Raw genomic sequence first — 15,002 nt, 5'->3', positions numbered from 1 at the left:
AGGCAATTTCCCTCAAGAACAAGGGCTTTTGACGGGGGCGAAAAGCGACCCGAGACAAAGGAAAACCGCCAATGCGTGCGAGCGCAATGGCGGTCTGGAGGCCCTGGTTCAGAGATGCTAAGTCAGTTGATATTGCCGGCCTTGACCATCAGCCTTCTGGGACCAGCGCCCTGTTGTCCAAGGATATCGTCGGGATTTCGTAACGGACATTCTGAAAGCGAAAGGCAACCGCAACCGATGCAACTCGTTATCTGGTCGCGAAGCTGTATCAGACTGTCAATACGTTCCTGAAGCATATCTTTCCACGCTTCTGAAAAACGTCTCCAATCGTCAGCAGTTGGAACATGGTCGTGCGGAAGGTCCGCCAGCGCTTCGCGGATGATCGCCAGAGGGATGCCCGCGCGTTGTGCTATCTTGATGATGGCGATACGACGCAGCACTGCACGATGATAACGGCGCTGGTTGCCTTCCGTACGCCAACCTTCAATCAGGCCCTTGGTTTCATAGAAATGAACTGTCGAAACAGGCACCCCTGCGCGTCGGGAAACATCCCCGACCGTGAGACTCCTCTTGAGACCTGATGGCTCCATATCGTCAAACTCAATCATCCCGAATGTGTAGGCCTTAAAACGCATGCCGAAAAGCGTGAAACGGTTTTTGTGCCGATGCGCGTTAAAACAAGCGGCCACGGCGAAGCAACACGTCTCATAAATCCATGTCGTGTCGCAGCGCGCGATAGCTGCGGCGCGCCCACAACAATGGGCGCGAATGCAAAGGCAACTCGGTGTTCGTAACCAGCCCAGCAAAGAGCGTATGATCCGCCATTGGAACGCTGCCAGCCAATTCGCAATCGATAGCAGCCGCAGCGCCGAAGAGACGCGGCCTGCCCGACGGCCACTCGCCCCACACGCCGAGCAGAAAGCGTTGCGCGTGCTGCATCTTGCCTGCAAAGGCATCCCCGACCATTTCCTGGCCTTCGGCAAGCATGGCGAGCGAGAAGCCACCATCGGTCATGATCGCAGTAGCCAGCGCGCTATCGCTTTTTACCGACACCAGAACCATCGGCGGTTCCGCCGAAAGCGACAGCAACGCCGTAACGGTACGACCATAGGCTTCACCGGCGTCGCGTGCCGTTACCACGGAAACGGTGGCAGCCATTCGGGACATCGCATCCGCGAACTCTCGTTTCGAAACAGCGCCAATTGCGTCACGGTCAATATGCAGCAGATTTCTGTTCATCATCTTGCCAACCCTTCGGACTGAATAGTTATGTAGCGCCGGTCGGAAACGCCCCGCAGCGTTTCCGACCGGCTATGGCCTTGCGACGGGATGTCCGCTCGGCCACGTTGGCTTGAAACAGCTATTCGGAATGCTGTTTCAAATAAGCGATCATGTTTTCGAGGTCTTTTTCCTTGGTCAGTCCGGCAAAAGCCATCCAGGTGCCTTTCACTGTGGCCTGCGGTTTCTTGAGAAAGCTCTTCAGCTCATCCTCATTCCAGACCAGTCCTTGGTCGGCCGCCTTGCGCATCGCATCCGAATAAGGGTAGCCCGGATAGGAGGCCGCCTTGCGGCCCACCACGCCTTTCAAGGATGGACCGCGTTTACTCTCGTCCGCATCTGCCGTGTGGCAAACGGAGCATCGTTTGAAGAGTTTTTCTCCCGCCCCGACATCACTGCTTAAGGTGGCTGTCGGGACAAAGCAGGTAGCGAGAAAAGCAAGGGACGCACTATGAAGTGACAAGCGCATGGACGATACTCCTGATGATCGGCCATGCCTCTGTAGTTCCTCAACCTTAGTTGAGGTCAAGAGCAAATCGCATTCGCTTCGTCACTTTTTTGGACGCAGTTCACGGGAACGTCCACTGCGATGCAACCTAGCTGCCTCACTGAAGCAACGTCGATATTGTCATAGTTTCCCATTGTCAGAACTTTCCGCCCATCGGACGTCCGGCTAATCTCCAAGCGTGCTTACGAAATGCGCGGCAGCCGCGGGTGGCATCCAGAAAGCTGCTTTAAATAAAACATTCACAAAGTTGTGTGGCCCAGTCGAAGAACTGGTAAACATTTTCAACCACTTATGTTCTGGTCCACCCCGATAAGACGCTTTTAAGAGATAATTTCAGCGTCTTAGCCGAAGGACGAAATTGACAGCACTGCTTTCAATCCTGTATCGATCATTCAGTTTTGAACATTGTTCAATATACTGAACAAATGGAAAGTTTCTCCCAAGGCTTTTCTTTCAGAACTGCCGATGCATCGGCTGCATCGGAGAATTACCGGACGCTTCCTTCCAAGGACGGAAGCGCTTCCGGGACAGTCCAGCGTTGTGTGCCGGTGAGGAAATGAGAGACCTCGGCGCTGGCGAAAGTGAAAAGGGTGGAATGATGACAACAGAGATCAAGCCATTTTCGTTCGACACTGTCAGCTCGATGCTCGTCGAATGGAGCGCTGCAAAGCGCCTTGGCGAAATTCTCGGCGAACGGTTTTCCGAACGCAAAATTCTGATCGTGACGGATAAGGGCCTCCACAAGGCTGGCGTCCTCAACCATGCACTGGCCTCGCTGGAAAAAGCAGGCTTCGGCATCAGTGTTTTCGATGACGTGGTGGCTGACCCGCCGGAATCCGTGCTGTTCGCCTGCGTCGAACAAGCAAAGGCCGCTGGTTGCAACCTCGTGCTCGGTCTGGGTGGCGGTTCCTCCATGGATATCGCCAAACTCGCAGCCGTACTACTTGTCTCCGAACAAAAACTTTCAGAGCTTTATGGTATCGGCAAGGTGCAGGGTAGCCGCCTTCCCCTGATCCAGATTCCCACCACGGCTGGGACGGGGTCGGAAGTCACGAACATCACCATTCTGACGACTGGTGAAACCACGAAAATGGGTGTCGTTGCCCGCCAACTCTACGCCGACTTCGTTATCCTCGATGCAGAGCTGACCTGTGGCCTGCCCGCCCTTCATACCGCTGCAACCGGCATCGACGCGATGGTGCACGCGATTGAAGCCTATACGAGCCGGATCAAGAAGAACCCGCTGTCGGATGCATTTGCCCGCGAAGCGTTGAAGCTTCTTTCGGCCAATTTGATCGCAGCTTGTGAAAATGGCAACGACCGTCATGCCCGAGAGGCCATGCTGCTTGGCGCCAACTATGCCGGTCAGGCTTTCTCAAACTCACCAGTCGGCGCTGTTCACGCATTGGCTTATCCGCTTGGCGGCCATTATCATGTCCCGCATGGCCTTTCCAATGCCCTGATGCTGGGTCCCGTCCTTCGTTATAATATGGCCGGCGCGGCCCCACTTTACGCAGAGCTTGCCGACCTGCTGCTGGAGAAATCCGAAGGCTCGACGGAAGAGCGCTCGGCAGCCTTCGTCACCTATATGGAAGAGCTGATGAACAAGTCGGGGGCACCGCGCCGCCTGCGGGATGTCGGCGTCACGGAAGAAAGTCTGGAAATGCTCGCGCGCGACGCGATGCTTCAAACACGGCTGCTGGGCAACAACCCGGTCGATGTGACCGAGGCCGACGCGCTGGCGCTTTATCGCGAAGCTTTCTAATCAAACAGAATGACGTAACAGCCCGGACACCGGAGAAGCGAGTTGCAAGCCGCTTCTCCGTAGCCCGTCTCTGCGTCTTTGGAGAATAAATTGAGCACTGAACGTATCGACGGTCAGGAGCAGCCATACTGGCCTGCTGGACCTTTCAAAATTCGCCTGCCTTTTGTTCACTACAAATTCGAATGGCCTGATTATTTCCAGGGCCTGCTGATGTGCGCAGTGGATCTGTCCGCCATCCCGCTTATGACTGAACTTCTTGGAATGCCTTTTGAGGTTGCCCTTGCGGTAGTCGTGCTGAACGGCCTGTTTTATCTTGCGCATCATCTGCTCGGCGACCCTGTCGTCCCGGGCTGGATCACGCCCGCCATTCCACTTTTGATGGCCTATTGCGCCACATTTCCTGAAGGCCCCGAACGCGTTCACGCTCTGGTCGCGTTTCAGATGATGCTCGGTATATTCTCGATACTTATCGGTGCCACGGGCATGGCGCATCGCGTGGTGCAGCTCATTCCTGCCGCCATAAAGGCAGGCATTATTGTCGGCGCGGGATTTGCCGCCGTGATATCAGTCTTCAAGCTCGGCGGACGTTTTGATACATTCCCGTTCACGATCACCGTTGCGGTCGGCCTTGGCTTCTATGTTATTTTCTCCCGCCATTTTGCACGCATCAAAAACAGCAATCCGGCGCTTGCCATCGTCGGGAAGCTCGGAGTGTTTCCGATTATTCTTCTCGCTGTCGTTATCGCGCCCCTCTTCGGTGAAGCACCGTGGCCAAAGCTTGAATGGGCGATTACAAGTCCAGATTTCACCACGCTTTGGCGCGAGTACACGGTTTTCGGCCTCGGTTTGCCTCCGCTTTCTATGTTCCTCAGCGCAATCCCGACCATGCTTGCAGCCTATATCGTCGTCTTCGGCGATGTCCTGCAAAGCCGCGCCATTCTGAAGGAAGCCGATGAAGCGCGTCCCGACGAAAAGGTGGATTACAACCCAGACCGGGCTCATCTCATTTTTGGCGGACGTAACGCTGCGATGAGCGTTCTGGGGCCTGATGTGTGTATGTGCGGCCCCCTCTGGTCAGCCATGCACGTCGTCATCACCGAGCGTTTCTCGCAAGGAAAGAAGGCTATGCATTCGATCTTTGGTGGTGCTGGCTCATTTCGCTGGGGCACCAATACCGGCTTGCTCCTGATGCCTATTGTCACGCTGGTGCAGCCGATCCTCGGTGTCGCACTCGCTCTTACCTTGCTCATTCAAGGATATGTTTCGGTCCGCGTCGGCATTCTGGAAGCACGTTCCCAACGTGATCTCGGCATTGCCGGTGTGGTCGGCGCAGTTCTTGCCACGCGTGGTGCGGCGTGGGCTTTTGCCACCGGTGTCGTCCTGTGCCTTCTGATATATGGCCGCGACTTCTTCCGTGGCGAGGTGGATAGCACCTTTACCAAGGACAACTAATCGATAGCCCTCCCGGTTTGACCGGGAGGGCTTCTGGCTTTTCTATCCGCCCACTACCTCCGGCAATGGCCTGTCCACAATCATAGCGTGATCAAGCACCCGTTGCAGATTGGCGGCATGACGGAAACTCGGTTCCAGTTCCGCCCCATCGGCCACAGCGCGCGCAAAACGTTGGTAGTTCGTCTCCACCGTTCCTGCATCGATATCCCGCCAGACCGGAGCTTCAATGTCTTCGCCAATGGAACCACGCAGGCTTGAGCCGGTGGGTGTGTGGAGTATTTCGAGCGCGCCCTTATCTCCATGGATACGCAGCCGCAGCTCGTTCAAGTGACCCGTCGCCCAGCGGCTGGCATGAATGACACCCAGTGCACCATTGGCATATTCCGCCATCATGACGAAGCTATCATTCGCATCAAGCACATACTCGCCAATATGGTTGTTCTCGGCCTTCTCAAAAGTCTTGAGTCGCGCCGAAGCCCGTTCGACATCGCTGCCGATGGCGTAACTGGAAAAGTCGAGAATATGAATGCCGACATCGCCCAAAACACCGTTGGAACCGTGCCGGGTCGAAAGCCGCCAGAGCCATTTGCTTTCGGTTTTCCAGTCACCCCACGTTTTGGAGACCAACCAGCTTTGCAGATAGGATGCCTCGAAGTGGCGCACCTGGCCGATCTCTCCCGCCATCACCATCTCGCGCGCCTTTTGCAGCGGCGCGACGTTGCGATAGGTCAAATTGACCATATTGATGATGCCGGCCTGCTCAGCAGCATCCGCCATTTCCGCAGCTTTTTCATAGCTTTCGGCAAGCGGCTTCTCGCAGAAAACATGCTTGCCAGCACCGACCAGCGCAAGAGTGGTCGGATGGTGGATCGCATCGGGTGTAACGTTTGCAACCGCATTGAAACGGTCCCATTCCAGCGCATCCTCAAGCCGCGTAAAGCGGTTGTGAATGTCGTGGTTTTCAGAGAATGCATCGACACGCTCTGCCGAAACGTCACATGCTGCTACCACCTCCACGCCTTCGATGGCCTTGAAAGCTTCGGCATGGTTCTTCGCCATACCACCTGTTCCCAGAATAAGAAGACGCATCATGCACCTCAACGATAACCGGCTTCGCCGGCTTTATGCAGTTTGGGTCCGCGCTCGACAATCGGCTCCAGTGCTTTACCGACCGGAACATTTGGCGCGGTATGGATGCCCGTCCATGCCGGTTGCGGATTGTAGGCCCATTTGACCGAGTTCCGCAGAACCGTTTGCACATTCGCATCATAATAGGTCGGATAGGTCTCGTGGCCAGGCCGGAAATAGAACACATTGCCCGCGCCGCGACGCCAGGTCATACCCGAACGAAAAACTTCACCGCCCGCGAACCACGAGATGAAAACCGTTTCAAGCGGTTCAGGCACGGAAAACTGTTCACCGTACATTTCCTCGTTCTCAAGCACGAAATTCTCGTCCAGTCCCTGCGTGATCGGATGACCGCGATTGATCACCCAGAGCCGCTCGCGTTCACCCGCCTCACGCCATTTGAGTGCGCAGGGCGTTCCCATCAAACGCTTGAAGATTTTAGAGAAATGCCCGGAATGGAGGACGATCAACCCCATGCCTTCGAAAACGCGCTTGGCCACGCGTTCCACAACCTCGTCACTGACGGCTCCATGGTCTTTATGGCCCCACCAGAGGAGGACATCGGTCTTGGCGAGACGGTCGTCGGTCAGGCCATGCTCTGGCTCCTGCAAGGTCGCGGTCGTCGCTTCGATGGCGCTATCTTCGTTGAGTGCCCTGGCGATAGTGTTGTGCATTCCATCCGGGTAGATGGCACGCACCGTTTCATTAATCTGCTCGTGAATGTTTTCACCCCAGACGATGGTACGAATAGGCACGGGTATTCTCCTTGCTACGGGCATCACGGCCCATTTGTCTCACGTGTCATTGAGCTTGGGAGGTCGGCTTTATACGGCGCGGCCTTTTTCATCGAAGCGATGAACATTATCCCCCATCGGGGAAACCGAGATTGTCTCGCCTGACCTGCGCGCTGCCACGCCGCTTTCGCGGACCACCAGCGGCTCGTCCAAGCCGAGATCGACATACACATAGGTATCGGAACCGAGGATTTCGGTGTGGATCACCTGACCATTCCAGTGGCCTCTTTCGGGCACGATGGCGAGATGTTCGGGACGCAGACCCACCGTATGCGCTTTAAAAGGCTCACTATATCTGCCGGTCAGGAAATTCATCTTCGGTGATCCTATGAACCCGGCGACGAAAAGCGAGTTTGGCTTTTCGTAAAGCTCAAGCGGCGTTCCGATCTGCTCCACTCGTCCATCGCGCAGAACGCAGATGCGATCGGCCAGCGTCATTGCCTCCACCTGATCGTGCGTCACATAGATCATGGTGGTGTCTTCCATGCTCTGGTGAAGCTTGGCGATCTCAAGCCTTGTAGCCACACGTAGTGCCGCATCGAGGTTGGACAAGGGTTCGTCGAAAAGGAACACTTTCGGATCGCGCACGATGGCGCGGCCAATCGCGACGCGCTGCCGCTGCCCACCGGAAAGCTGGCGCGGCAGACGTTCCAGATAAGGCGTCAACTGCAGCATTTCCGCTGCCTGGCGAATGCGGCCTTTGCATTCATCCTTGCTCTTGCCCGCAAGCTGCATGCCGAATGCCATGTTCTCATAAACTGTCATGTGCGGATAAAGCGCATAGGACTGAAACACCATGGCAATGCCGCGCTTTGATGGTGCGAAGCTGTTGACCACCTTTCCATTAATGGAAAGGCTGCCTGACGATATTTCCTCCAAACCCGCAATAAGGCGTAGCAGCGTGGACTTTCCGCAACCGGAAGGGCCAACAAAAACCATGAACTCCCCAGGTCGGATATCCATATCCACGCCCCTGATGACCTCAAAGTTACCGAAAGACTTGCGCACATCACGCAATTGAAGTTCTGCCATTGTTGTACCTAACCCTTTACGCCGCCTGCCGTCAGACCGGACACGATCCGCCGCTGGAAGATGAGCACGAGGATGACCAGAGGAACCGTCACGATGACGGAAGCCGCCATGATGTTGCCCCAGGGGATTTCAAACTGACTGCTGCCAGACAAAAGCGCGATAGCCACTGGCACTGTGCGCTGGCTGCCCGAAGAGGTGAAGGTGAGCGCAAACAGGAACTCGTTCCATGCAGAGATGAAAGCGAGCAGCCCGGTTGTCACCAGCGCCGGCCACATGAGCGGCATGAAAACCCGCGTGATGATGACCCAAGGCGACGCGCCGTCTACGATGGCCGCTTCCTCGATCTCCACCGGCAGGTCACGCATGAACGTGGTGAGGACCCAGACCGTGAAAGGCAGCGTGAAGATCATATAGGAGAAGATCAGCGCCAGCGGCGTGTTGAAGATGCCGAGGAAGCGGATCAGCTCGAACAAGCCTGCCAAAACGGCGATTTGCGGAAACATGGACACCGAAAGAATGGTGAGCAGCAACAGTCCACGGCCACGAAAATTTACACGCGCCAGCGCATAAGCCGCTGTCACCGCCAGCAAAAGCGAGATGGCCACAACGACGTTCGCGACCAGCAGCGAATTACCCAGACTGCGAAGGAAGCTGCCCTGCCTGACAACACCGATATAGTTTTCAAGCGAGAAACTGCTTGGCCAGTAATCGACCTGAAACAGCGCCGTCCCGGATTTGAGACTGGTGATGATCGCATAATAGAAGGGGAATACCGCGATCAGAATGATGAACGCCACCAGCAGATAGAAGCCGAGGGATTTCACATAATGCATCATGCGCCTCCCTTGCTGCCGATATTGACGCGACCGAAGAACATATAGAGCACGGTGATGCCTGCTATGATGAGGAACAGCATCGTGGATGCGGCCGCACCGTAGGCGAACTTGTCGAAATCGAAGAGATTTTCGCGAGCGAAAACCGACATCGTCTTGGTCTGCGCATTATTCGGCGTCAGCACATAGATCAGGTCGAAGATGCGCAACGCATCCAGCATACGGAAGATGACCGCCACCATCAGCGCCGGACGGATTAACGGCAGCGTCACCCGCCAGAAAACCTTGACCGGATGCACGCCATCGATCTTCGCCGCTTCGTAAATGTCGGATGGCACCATTTGCAGACCAGCCAGAATAAGCAACGCCATAAAGGGCGTTGTCTTCCAGACATCGACAATCAGGATAGCGATCATCGCTGTGTCGGGATTAGCCGTCCAGGCAATCTTCTGGCTGATGATGCCAAGATTGAGCAGGATATGATTGAGAATGCCGAACTGGTCATTGAGCATCCAGCCCCACATCTTGGCCGAAACGATCGTTGGGATTGCCCAAGGGATCAGGATCGCAGCGCGTACGAACCCACGACCACGGAAATTCGCGTTCAGCACCAGAGCGACGATTAATCCGAAGATCGTTTCAAGGCTGACCGACAGAACAGTGAATTTGATTGTGTTCCAGACTGCGCCCCACCAGGCGGGATCAACGAGGAGACCGCGATACACCGTGCGCCCGCTCTTGAGCGTGACCCAAGACAGGTAGTTGTTGAAACCGACGAATTCTGCCGCACCAAGGCTGGTCAGCGATGCATTGGTGAAACTGAAATAGATGGTTCGCAACAGTGGCCAGCCAGCCACCAGCGCCAACACGATCAGAGTGGGTGCGAGAAACACCCATGCCGATCGGATACGTTGCGCGCGCAGATCGGATTGAACACGGCATGTCGTAGCCGAGCTCTCCGACATATCGGGAGACGTCTCCATAGTGATCCCACTCTCGGTCCTGCTCAGAGAAACTGGAGCGTCCGGGATGCCCTTTAAGGGGCTTGGGAGAACAACCCGGACGCGGCTTGATGGGGCTTTACCAGCCGGAGCCTTCCAGCTCTGTCAGCTCGACCTCAAGCATTTCGAGATTCTCCGCCGCAGTACCGTTGCCCGAGAGCGTCTTGTGCACGGCAGTCCAGAATTTCGATGAGACTTCGTTGTATTTCACCTTTGTCGCAGCCGATGGACGCGGTACGGCATTCTGGAAGATAGGCTTCCAGTTCGCCATGAAGGGTTGCGCCGCAATGACATCCTTGTCATCGTAAAGCGCTTCAATCGTCGGCAGGCGCGAAATCTCGACCGCTTGCACCTTCTGCACTTCCGGCGACGCCAGATATTTAACCAGTGCAATGGCCGCGTCTTGTTTGGTGGAATACTTTGAAACCGCCAGGTTCCAGCCACCGAGCGTCGAGGATGGCGCGTCGCCCTCAGCACCGGCGGGCAATGGAGCAACGTCAAACTTGCCCTTCACGCTGCTATCGGCATTGTTGCCAAGTGCGTAAGCATAAGGCCAGTTACGCATGAAAACGGCATTACCGGTCTGCCATACGCCGCGCGATTCCTCTTCCTGATAGGCCAAGACGCCCTGCGGCGAAATCGAACCGATCCAGCCCTTCGCGCGATCGATCGCTGCCGCTGCCTTTTCGTTGTTGATGGAAATAGTGCCATCAGCTTCCACGATCTGGCCTCCGCCAGACGATTTTACCCATTCGAGTGCGTTACAGGTTAGTCCCTCATAGGCGTTACCCTGAAACACAAAGCCCCAGAGATCAGACTTTCCCTCGGCCCGCTCTTTGTCCATGATTTCCTTGGCGGTCTCCGTCATCTCATCCCAGGTCTTGGGAACCTGTTTGTTATACTTTTCGAGGAGATCCTTGCGATAGAAAAGTGCTGGAGCATCGGTATAGAATGGCAGCGCAACCAGTTTTCCATTCACAGTCTGCGACGCAATAATAGACGGGAAATGCGCTCCTGTGACATCCTTGGTTGCTTCCGCCAAATCGACGAATTGATCGGATAATTGCGGTGCCCAGACCACATCGGTCTGGTAAACGTCGATATCAGCGTTACCGGCTGCAAGCCACAGCCGATACTGGCTGAACTGCTCGCTGCTTGATGGCGGCATCGAGACGATATTGACCTTGTTGCCAGTATCCTTCTCAAACTTGGCTATCTGCACTTGCAGAAACTTGATGTTATTGCCCGTTGAGTTCGCCGCGATGGAAATCTCCACGGCATGAGCGCTCACCGTCGCCAGACCTAATGTCACACAGGCCGCGAACACACCCTTTAAAGCCTTCATTGTTCCCTCCTCCCATCCATTCAGTAAGCGGTTTGATAAAATCGAAAACGGTTTGGATGGCAGAAAGGTTGCAGAGGACCGCATTTCTGTCAAGCAGCAGATTTTGCACACTCGCTTATTTGAAACCCAACAATCAAAAAACTTTTCAAATTCAATATTCTATCAATTTTCCAGGGTGTTGATTAGGCTTTCTGGCAGATGCTTTCTCGATCATGGAAAAATAAAGAATGAAACAAACTTGAAATCGATTTGGATAACGTGCACCCTGTGTATTGCAGCAGCTCAAAGAAGCAAACCGACCAATTGTTAATCGCAAGGAAGCGGCTATAATCCGCGGCCTTGCCTGCCTGAATAATTGAAAGTCAAATGAAGCTCCGTGAATTCGCCAAACATCTCGGCCTCTCCGCAACGACCGTCAGCAGGGCGTTGAGCGGCTATCCCGAAGTGGCGGAAAGCACGCGAAAGCGGGTCATGGACGAGGCTGTGCGCCTCGGTTACCGACCCAATGTCAATGCGGTCAGACTGGTTACCGGCCGCGCCGGTGCAATCGGCGTCGTGATGGGACGCAACAGCGAATTTCACTTCGCCGAATTCATGCGCGGCATGGCCGAACGGCTCAGTCAGGATGAAGTCGACATTCTCGTCAGCCCGATTGCCAACGACGGCACAGACGACGAAGTGCAACTCTGCCGGCGGCTGGCCACCAGCCGCCGCGTCGACGCAATCATCGTGACCTCTCCAAAGCCCAATGACGAGCGCATCCGCATGCTGCACGAACTGGGCATGCCTTTCCTTGTGCACGGACGCTCTGAAACCGATGTTCCCCATGCATGGCTCGACATTGACAATGAAGGCGCGGTTTACCGTTCGACTGCCCATCTGCTTGACCTCGGCCACCGCTGCATAGCGATGATAAATGGTCGCTACGGCTTCACCTTCTCGCTTCACCGCGACGAAGGTTACCGGAGGGCCCTCGAAAGCAGAGGCATTGCTTTTGATCCGGAACTTATCGAGCACGGCGACTTCACGGACGAGATCGGTTATCGCCTTGCGCGCAAGCTTCTGGAGCGCGATTCGCGCCCGACGGCGTTTGTTGCCGGTTCGATGATGACTGCGCTTGGGATATATCGTGCCGCGCGCTCCTTCGGACTGACCATAGGCAAAGATATCTCTGTCATCGCCCATGACGATGTCATCTCCTTCCTGAGCGCCGACAATATGGTGCCGTCCCTGACAGCAACCCGCTCGTCGATGCGAGCTGCCGGAAAGCGTTGCGCCGACCTCCTGATGGACATACTCGATGGCCGGGCGGCCACTGACATCCATGAATTATGGCACGCCGAACTGATCCTGCGGGAATCGGCGACCCGAGTGCCGGAATGGGCCTAGCAATATCCAAAATTTGAAGAAGTTTGTCAGTTTCACGCCATTAGTGTAGATTTTCTGCGCAACGCGAAATTGGTTCGGCACGTAAAATTGCACATCCGAAACCAAATCGCGTTGCATGCGGTTTATATCGGAGTAAAAATTGCGTAGTGAACAAACTATTCTTCAAATTTCCATAGCTGTTACTATACTTGTTGCTGGTTTCGGTGTCGTTTTTGGCTTGCTGTCCGGCTCGTTTTCTATAGTATTCGATGGCGTTTATATGCTTGCTGATGCAGCAATGAGTGGGCTTGCCCTCCTTGTCTCACGCCTCATCGCCCTTTCTGCCTTACCGGAACAGCCGCGCGGAGAATTGCGTGATCGATTCACAATGGGCTTCTGGCATCTTGAGCCGATGGTGTTGGGCCTCAACGGCATGATGCTCACCGGCGTTGCGATTTATGCGCTTATCAATGCGATCGGCAGCTTGATGGATGGCGGGCGCGATCTCGAATTCAGCTACGCGATTTTCTATGCAGTCGTCGCTCTGATTGCCTGTCTCGGCATGGCATTTCTGGAAATGCGTGCCAACAGAATCTTGAAGTCAGATTTCGTTGCACTTGATGCCAAAGCCTGGATCATGTCAGGTGGAATAACCGCGGCACTCCTGATCGCCTTTTCGGCCGGCTATGTCATCGAAGGAACTAACCTCGGATGGCTGACGCCTTACATCGATCCGGCTGTTCTGGCAGTTGTCTGTCTTGTCATCATTCCAATGCCTATCGGCACGATCAAGCAGGCACTGGCGGACATATTTCTGGTTACGCCCGTTGATCTTAAACAGCATGTCGATGCGGTTGCTGAAGAGTTCGTCAAGCGCAATGGTTTTCTGTCGTATCGTGCCTACGTCGCCAAAGTGGGTCGCGGCAAGCAGATCGAACTCTATTTTATCGTTCCGCCCGATCTTCCGCCACGAAAGCTTGAGGAGTGGGATGCGTTGCGCGATGAGATCGGGGGGGCTCTCGGCGGCGAAGGACCGGACCGGTGGCTGACAATTGCCTTTACCACGGATGTAGAGTGGGCAGTCTGACCTAAAGGGTATCACTCGCTCATCAACCATAGCTGCCGGCGCAGCCATATTGTGCCATCGTGGGCTTGAAAAATTTCAGAACCCCCATGATGGATATGGCTGGTCACAACCGGGGGAAGCAAGAGATGCCAAAACGCCTGTCTCTTCACGCACTGAGCTTTTTGGCCTCTATGCGTGACGAAGCTCTTTCGACCGTAATTTCGTAGTGATCGCTCTGTGTCACCTCAGTGATCCGGCTCGGACGAAACGCTACAGCATTAATGCCGCCTTCATGGCGCAAACTGTCGAACAGAACTCCGAACTCGCCGCTCTTGCGCATTTCTTCGCCAAACTTCTGTGAAGCGGCATAATCTGTCGGATCATAAACGGCAGGCAACGCCACCTGCTCACCGCATATATCGACGAAAGTCTCTTCCAGTTTTGCGGTATAAACCCGGAAGGTACGGCTGAGGCCATCCCGCTGTGTCGCAACCGTTTCGCGACGCATGTGATGCGCAACTTCGACCACGGATGTGGTCAGCCGTGCCGCTGCGTACCACGCGCCAAGCTCTGGACCATTGAAGCGCATCCCTCCCGGCGCCACGTGCAGAAAAGTCGCCATGACGACGCTGGAATTGGGCCTGCCGAACACCCATTCCTCTTGCGGCAGGCGCTGCAATCGTTCAGCTAGAAGGCGATCATTCGTCCAGCCTGCCAGTTCCATCACTGCTTCCAGATCGGCCGCGGTAGCCACCGTGTCAAAAAGACCAATCGGCGGAAAACGCGACGGGATCAAACGATAACTTGGCTGTGGAGCGGGACTGCGCTTCACGAGAATACCACATCTTCATCCCGATATGGCCGGAACTCACGATCCAGTTCGTTCGGCTCCATATAAAGGCCACCGCGCGCCGCATCCAGAAACCGACGGACTGTCAGCAAGCCATCCTGCAGGCCACTTGTCACCAGCCTCATGGGGGGATAACCGCCGAAGACACCAGACTGATTGGGCGTGTGCAGCCAGCGAATACCGGTCTTCTCATCAAGGTAAAGCACGCCGAGCGCCTGATGAATGCCGAGCACGGCGGACAATCGCATCAGCACATCCACATCAAGCGTGATATCGCGATGCTCGCGCACCGCCTTCACCCAGTTGTAATAGGTTGATCTTGAAGGAAGTCCCAACACCATAAGCCGCTGCTGTTCGTCCAGCCCCCACAGATCGGCAATGGCAAGAAATGCGCGCAATCCCGGACCGCTTAACCGCTTACGCGAACGAGAAGAAAACCGGGTCGCATCAAGAATATCCGGTCCCTTGCCCATCGTTGTTTTCAGTACCGCGTTGCTACTGACCATAGTCGCCTCCGATCGTCCAAATCAGAATATAGTCCAGATTTGGACTTTTGCAACCTTACGGTGTTTCAACCGATGG

General features: G+C 55.2%; 15 protein-coding genes. 4 read left to right on the top strand and 11 right to left on the bottom strand.

Features of this window, described 5'->3' with window-relative positions; all coding sequences use genetic code 11:
• Positions 1-122 precede the first annotated feature (122 nt).
• The 3 genes from soxR to FJQ48_RS11630 all read right to left on the bottom strand — a co-directional run bounded on the left by soxR (position 123) and on the right by FJQ48_RS11630 (position 1,747).
• Positions 123-590, bottom strand: a complete 468-nt coding sequence (soxR, locus tag FJQ48_RS11640) for a redox-sensitive transcriptional activator SoxR (protein WP_180350194.1) — start codon at positions 588-590, stop codon at positions 123-125.
• Between the two features lie 115 nt (positions 591-705).
• The gene (locus FJQ48_RS11635; RefSeq protein ID WP_139975279.1) at positions 706-1,242 is read right to left on the bottom strand and encodes a flavin reductase family protein; all 537 of its coding nucleotides are present in this window, start codon (positions 1,240-1,242) and stop codon (positions 706-708) included.
• 118 nt (positions 1,243-1,360) lie between these two features.
• Positions 1,361-1,747, bottom strand: coding sequence for a cytochrome c family protein (locus FJQ48_RS11630; RefSeq protein ID WP_139975278.1), 387 nt, complete (start codon positions 1,745-1,747; stop codon positions 1,361-1,363).
• Between the two features lie 634 nt (positions 1,748-2,381).
• On the opposite strand from FJQ48_RS11630, the gene FJQ48_RS11625 reads away from it, so the two are divergent.
• Together FJQ48_RS11625 and FJQ48_RS11620 are read left to right on the top strand one after the other, a co-directional pair.
• Positions 2,382-3,551: an iron-containing alcohol dehydrogenase gene (locus FJQ48_RS11625; RefSeq protein WP_139975308.1), complete on the top strand. Its 1,170-nt coding sequence runs from the start codon at positions 2,382-2,384 to the stop codon at positions 3,549-3,551.
• A gap of 90 nt (positions 3,552-3,641) precedes the next feature.
• The gene (locus FJQ48_RS11620; RefSeq protein WP_139975277.1) at positions 3,642-5,003 is read left to right on the top strand and encodes a hypothetical protein; all 1,362 of its coding nucleotides are present in this window, start codon (positions 3,642-3,644) and stop codon (positions 5,001-5,003) included.
• A 42-nt stretch (positions 5,004-5,045) separates the two neighbouring features.
• Here FJQ48_RS11620 and FJQ48_RS11615 read toward each other — a convergent pair whose 3' ends face one another.
• The 6 genes from FJQ48_RS11615 to FJQ48_RS11590 form a co-directional block, all read right to left on the bottom strand.
• The gene (locus FJQ48_RS11615) at positions 5,046-6,092 is read right to left on the bottom strand and encodes a Gfo/Idh/MocA family oxidoreductase (RefSeq protein WP_139975307.1); all 1,047 of its coding nucleotides are present in this window, start codon (positions 6,090-6,092) and stop codon (positions 5,046-5,048) included.
• Positions 6,093-6,100: 8 nt separating this feature from the next.
• Positions 6,101-6,886, bottom strand: coding sequence for a ThuA domain-containing protein (locus FJQ48_RS11610; RefSeq protein ID WP_180350191.1), 786 nt, complete (start codon positions 6,884-6,886; stop codon positions 6,101-6,103).
• Positions 6,887-6,955: 69 nt separating this feature from the next.
• A complete protein-coding gene (locus FJQ48_RS11605; protein WP_139975275.1) occupies positions 6,956-7,957 on the bottom strand; it encodes an ABC transporter ATP-binding protein in 1,002 nt (333 codons plus the stop codon).
• Between the two features lie 8 nt (positions 7,958-7,965).
• Complete coding sequence (locus FJQ48_RS11600; protein ID WP_139975274.1) at positions 7,966-8,793, bottom strand: carbohydrate ABC transporter permease; 828 nt, start codon at positions 8,791-8,793, stop codon at positions 7,966-7,968.
• Complete coding sequence (locus FJQ48_RS11595; protein WP_180350190.1) at positions 8,790-9,755, bottom strand: sugar ABC transporter permease; 966 nt, start codon at positions 9,753-9,755, stop codon at positions 8,790-8,792. Before FJQ48_RS11595 ends, FJQ48_RS11600 begins: the two co-directional genes overlap by 4 nt.
• 115 nt (positions 9,756-9,870) lie before the next feature.
• Positions 9,871-11,136 (bottom strand): ABC transporter substrate-binding protein, encoded by a 1,266-nt coding sequence (locus tag FJQ48_RS11590; protein WP_139975272.1) that lies wholly within the window; start codon positions 11,134-11,136, stop codon positions 9,871-9,873.
• A 366-nt stretch (positions 11,137-11,502) separates the two neighbouring features.
• Between FJQ48_RS11590 and FJQ48_RS11585 the strand changes: the two genes are divergently transcribed.
• Positions 11,503-12,525, top strand: coding sequence for a substrate-binding domain-containing protein (locus FJQ48_RS11585; protein ID WP_139975271.1), 1,023 nt, complete (start codon positions 11,503-11,505; stop codon positions 12,523-12,525).
• A 139-nt stretch (positions 12,526-12,664) separates the two neighbouring features.
• The gene (locus FJQ48_RS11580) at positions 12,665-13,591 is read left to right on the top strand and encodes a cation transporter (RefSeq protein WP_139975270.1); all 927 of its coding nucleotides are present in this window, start codon (positions 12,665-12,667) and stop codon (positions 13,589-13,591) included.
• Positions 13,592-13,736: 145 nt separating this feature from the next.
• On the opposite strand, the gene FJQ48_RS11575 is transcribed toward FJQ48_RS11580, so the two are convergent.
• A complete protein-coding gene (locus tag FJQ48_RS11575; protein ID WP_139975269.1) occupies positions 13,737-14,402 on the bottom strand; it encodes an RES family NAD+ phosphorylase in 666 nt (221 codons plus the stop codon).
• Positions 14,399-14,926, bottom strand: a complete 528-nt coding sequence (locus tag FJQ48_RS11570) for an MbcA/ParS/Xre antitoxin family protein (RefSeq protein WP_139975268.1) — start codon at positions 14,924-14,926, stop codon at positions 14,399-14,401. The genes FJQ48_RS11575 and FJQ48_RS11570 overlap by 4 nt, the downstream gene beginning before the upstream one ends.
• Positions 14,927-15,002 lie beyond the last annotated feature (76 nt).

Origin of the sequence: Ochrobactrum sp. CGA5, assembly GCF_006345815.1 — a bacterium.
GTDB lineage: Bacteria > Pseudomonadota > Alphaproteobacteria > Rhizobiales > Rhizobiaceae > Brucella.
Note: the sequence above shows the minus strand (reverse complement) of the source record. Positions and strands in the feature narration are given on the sequence as shown.

Bases quoted from the DNA above. Each gene is read 5' to 3' on its own strand.
- soxR (WP_180350194.1), bottom strand. From the start codon at position 590: ATGGAGCCATCAGGTCTCAAGAGGAGTCTCACGGTCGGGGATGTTTCC.
- FJQ48_RS11635 (WP_139975279.1), bottom strand. From the start codon at position 1,242: ATGATGAACAGAAATCTGCTGCATATTGACCGTGACGCAATTGGCGCT.
- FJQ48_RS11630 (WP_139975278.1), bottom strand. From the start codon at position 1,747: ATGCGCTTGTCACTTCATAGTGCGTCCCTTGCTTTTCTCGCTACCTGC.
- FJQ48_RS11625 (WP_139975308.1), top strand. From the start codon at position 2,382: ATGATGACAACAGAGATCAAGCCATTTTCGTTCGACACTGTCAGCTCG.
- FJQ48_RS11615 (WP_139975307.1), bottom strand. From the start codon at position 6,092: ATGCGTCTTCTTATTCTGGGAACAGGTGGTATGGCGAAGAACCATGCC.
- FJQ48_RS11605 (WP_139975275.1), bottom strand. From the start codon at position 7,957: ATGGCAGAACTTCAATTGCGTGATGTGCGCAAGTCTTTCGGTAACTTT.
- FJQ48_RS11600 (WP_139975274.1), bottom strand. From the start codon at position 8,793: ATGATGCATTATGTGAAATCCCTCGGCTTCTATCTGCTGGTGGCGTTC.
- FJQ48_RS11595 (WP_180350190.1), bottom strand. From the start codon at position 9,755: ATGTCGGAGAGCTCGGCTACGACATGCCGTGTTCAATCCGATCTGCGC.
- FJQ48_RS11590 (WP_139975272.1), bottom strand. From the start codon at position 11,136: ATGAAGGCTTTAAAGGGTGTGTTCGCGGCCTGTGTGACATTAGGTCTG.
- FJQ48_RS11585 (WP_139975271.1), top strand. From the start codon at position 11,503: ATGAAGCTCCGTGAATTCGCCAAACATCTCGGCCTCTCCGCAACGACC.
- FJQ48_RS11570 (WP_139975268.1), bottom strand. From the start codon at position 14,926: ATGGTCAGTAGCAACGCGGTACTGAAAACAACGATGGGCAAGGGACCG.